Origin of the sequence: Mesorhizobium sp. M1E.F.Ca.ET.063.01.1.1, from assembly GCF_003998155.1 — a bacterium.
Classification (GTDB): Bacteria; Pseudomonadota; Alphaproteobacteria; order Rhizobiales; family Rhizobiaceae; genus Mesorhizobium.
In genome coordinates, this window is the sequence record NZ_RZSC01000608.1 from 1 (window position 1) to 3,621 (window position 3,621).

Sequence of the window (3,621 nt, forward strand, 5' to 3'; positions counted from 1 at the left end):
ATTGCCGCCGGCATGGCCGGCGCCTGTGCCGGCCTGTCTCGCCTGCCGCAGGATCGCGTCGCAAGGCTGAAAGGCATCGACCTCGCGGAGGTCCGCGCTCTGGCCAACGATCTTGTTTCGGCGAGGGTCGCGCGCAGTTCCGGCAAGGAGGCTGCGGCATGAGCCGGCGTCTCGTCCATATCGGCAGCGCCGTGGTGGACTATGTCTACCGCATCGATACCTTGCCGGCGCCCGGCACCGAAAAGACCGCGTCGAGCTACGCGCGTGTCCCCGGCGGCGGCTTCAACATGATGGTGGCGGCGAGCCGCACCGGCATGAAGGTTGTATTCGGCGGCCAGTTGGGAACGGGACCTGATGGCGATTTCCTGCGCGCCGCTTTCGCCGCCGAAGGCATCGAGACGCTGACGCCGCCATCGCCGCTCATGGACAGCGGCAATTGCGTCGCCATGATCAGCGGCGACGCCGAGCGAACCTTCGTCTCTTGGCCAGGCGCAGAGAGCGTGCTCACACCGGACATGATGACGCCCGTCCAAGTCATTCCGGGCGATTGGGTTTTCACCTCCGGCTACACGCTGAGCTATCCCGGCAGCCGCGAAGCCCTCGCCGACTGGATCGAGGCGCTGCCGGCGGAAATTCCATTCGTCTTCGATCCGACACCGGTGATCGCGGAGATTCCGCGGCCGATCCTGGACAGGGTGCTCGCGCGCACGACATGGCTGAGCTGCAACACCGATGAGGCCGCCGAAATCGCCGGCGCCGGTGATGCACAGACCGTCGCCGTCCGGTTGCTCTCCGAGCACTGCCCGAAGGCCGAGGGCGTCGTCATTCGGGCCGGTGCGCATGGCTGCCTGGTGCGGATGGCCGACGGTGGCACGCGGGCGATCCCCGGCTTCGCGGTCCACGCCGTGGATACCAATGGCGCCGGCGATACGCATATCGGCGCCTTCGTCAGCGCATTGTCGCGTGGCCTGTCGCCTTGCGAAGCGGCCCGCTACGCCAATGCGGCAGCGGCCCTTTCCGTCACCCGCCATGGCGGGTCTTCGGCGCCGACGGACACAGAGATCCAGGGATTCCTGAGCCATCGCGATCAAGCAACGATCGCGCATGACTGGGAGGAAGCGACTGCAACTTAACAAGCCCATCAACCGGGCCAACAATGAGAGGAAAACAAACATGCGCATGCCCAGACTGACCGCTTTTCTGGCGGCGACCGCCGTCTTCGTTTCAGCACTCACGCTCTCCGCCCAGGCTGCCGAAGAAGTGCATGTGCTCAACTGGAAGGGCTACGGCGCCGACGAGCCGTGGGCTGTCGCCAATTTCGAGAAGGCGACCGGCTTCAAGGTGGTCAACGACTTCTTCAATTCCGAGCAGGAGATGCTGACGAAGCTCAGGACCAATCCGGGCCTCTATGACGTCGTCATGATCAACGCCGCCTTCAACGATCAGGCGATGGCCGGCAAGCTGATCCAGCCGATCGACACGTCGAAGCTCTCCAACTATGCCGACATCGCCAAGGACAAGGCCGGCTCGCCGATGCTCAACCATGACGGCAAGGCCTATGGCGTGCCGTGGGTCTGGGGCCTGACCGCTTTGGCCATCAACGAAAAGTCCTTCGACAAGCCGCCGACGAGCATCGCCGAGATGTGGGATCCAGCGCATAAGGGCCGCGTCATCATTCGCGACGACGCCGTCGAAGCCGTGCAGTTCGGGGCTATCGCCAGCGGCCAGAACATCAACGACATCAAGGATATGGAAGCGGTCAAGACGAAGCTCACCTCGCTGATGCCGCAGATCAAGACCTTCTGGAGCTCGGAGAACGATTGGAATCAGATGGTCGCCTCCAACCAAATCGACATCGGCACCTATTGGAGCGGCTCGGCCGACCGCGCCAAGACGCATTTCAAGCTGCCGGTCTCGCTGGTCATCCCGCAGGAAGGCGCCGTCGCCTGGCTCGACGCCTTCTCAATTCCCGCCGGTTCCAAGAACGTTGCCGGCGCCGAGGCCTTCATCAACTACATGATCGATCCGAAATTCTATGTCGAATGGGTCACCGAGGTCGGCGCGCCGGTTTCGGCCAACACCAAGGCCGTCGAGGCTCTGCCCGAGGATGCCTTCAACCGCAAGGTCATGGGAAGCCCCGAGGTCGCCAAGCGCATCCAGTTCCAGGCGCCGATCACCGACGAACAGCGCGAGAAATATCTGGGGCTCTGGCAGGAGCTTAAGGTCAACGTGAAGTAGTTGGCGTCTTTCGGGGAGGAGAGGCATCATGGCTGACCAGCTCGCGACCGGTTCGCGCCGCGGACTGAAGCCCGCCCTGCCGCTTCTTCTTCCTGCCTATCTCTGGCTGACGGTGGCGCTCTTCCTGCCGCTGTCGGCCATGATGTTCTTCTCCTTCATGACCGACCTGCCGCTGGCCGGGAAGGAATGGGCGTTCACGCTCGGCAACTACGCGACCTTCTTCTCGCAAAGCCTCTACTCGACACTGCTGTTCGCCTCCTTGCGGCTCGGGCTCGAGGTGACGCTGTGGTGCGTCGTCATCGGCTATCCGGCGGCCTATGTGCTGGCCAAGGTGCTGAAAGGGCGCAGCCGCGAGGCGATCTTCCTGCTCGTCATCCTGCCCTTCTGGTCGAACGGCCTGGTGCGCATTTTCTCCTGGGCGATGGTGCTGCGCGAGGGCGGCATCCTCGACACAGCGCTCAACGCCGTGCTGCCGTTCAAGATCAACATCGACCTGATGTATTCCTATCCAGCCGTCATCATCGGCCTGGTGCACTCCTATGTGCCCTATATGGTGCTGACCTGCTACCTGACGCTGCAGGCGATCGACGACTCGCTGATCGAGGCCGGGCGTTCGCTCGGCGCCTCGCGGCGGCAGGTGCTGTGGCGGGTGATCATCCCGCTGTCGATGCCTGGTTTGATCGCAGGCGCGGCGCTGATCTTCGTGCCGGTCGTCGGCTCCTTCATGGAGCCGCGCATCCTCGGCGGGCGCACCGGCACCTTCTACGGGACAATCATCGAGGACCAGTTCGTCGCCGTCTTCAACTGGCCGCTCGGCGCTGCGCTGTCCTTCATCCTGCTCGCGGTGGTGCTGATCATCCTGGCGCTGGCGGCGCCGATCTTGCGGAGAGCCGGCTGATGGCGACGACGCGCATGCTCGAATGGCTCGGGCGCTTCTACATCGTGCTGCTGCTCGCTTTCCTCTACCTGCCGATCATCATCATGGCGCTGATGTCATTCAACGCCTCGCCCTTCTACCAATTGCCCCTCGAATGGACGACGGACTGGTATGCCTCGCTCCAGCAGAACGACCAGCTGATCGCGGCGACCTGGAACAGCATCGAGATCGCGGTCATCACCACCATCATCTCGACGGTGCTGGGGTCGATGGCTTCGCTGGCGCTTTATCGCTACGAGTTCCGCGGCAAGAAATTCCTGCAGGCGCTGCTCTTTCCGCCGATCGCCATTCCCTGGCTGATCACCGGCACGGCGATGCTGATCTTCTTCTTCGGCATCGGCCGCGGGCTCATCGCCATCCTACTCGGCCATGTCGCGCTGGCGCTGCCTTATGTGATCGTCGTCGTGTCGGCCCGGCTGCAGACCTTCGCGCCTGAGCTCGAGGAA

At 63.5% G+C, this 3,621-nt stretch carries 3 protein-coding genes and 1 pseudogene; all 4 read left to right on the forward strand.

The window, feature by feature from the left end:
• Positions 1-158 precede the first annotated feature (158 nt).
• Positions 159-1,133 carry a PfkB family carbohydrate kinase gene (locus EOA29_RS29040; RefSeq protein ID WP_126092966.1) on the forward strand — a complete coding sequence of 325 codons (975 nt, stop codon included), beginning with the start codon at positions 159-161 and terminating at the stop codon, positions 1,131-1,133.
• Between the two features lie 40 nt (positions 1,134-1,173).
• The gene (locus EOA29_RS29045) at positions 1,174-2,238 is read left to right on the forward strand and encodes an ABC transporter substrate-binding protein (protein WP_126092967.1); all 1,065 of its coding nucleotides are present in this window, start codon (positions 1,174-1,176) and stop codon (positions 2,236-2,238) included.
• Between the two features lie 28 nt (positions 2,239-2,266).
• A complete protein-coding gene (locus tag EOA29_RS29050; protein WP_127221952.1) occupies positions 2,267-3,136 on the forward strand; it encodes an ABC transporter permease in 870 nt (289 codons plus the stop codon).
• Positions 3,136-3,621: pseudogene (locus EOA29_RS29055) on the forward strand (ABC transporter permease); the annotation flags it as partial. The gene EOA29_RS29050 and the pseudogene EOA29_RS29055, both read left to right, overlap by 1 nt.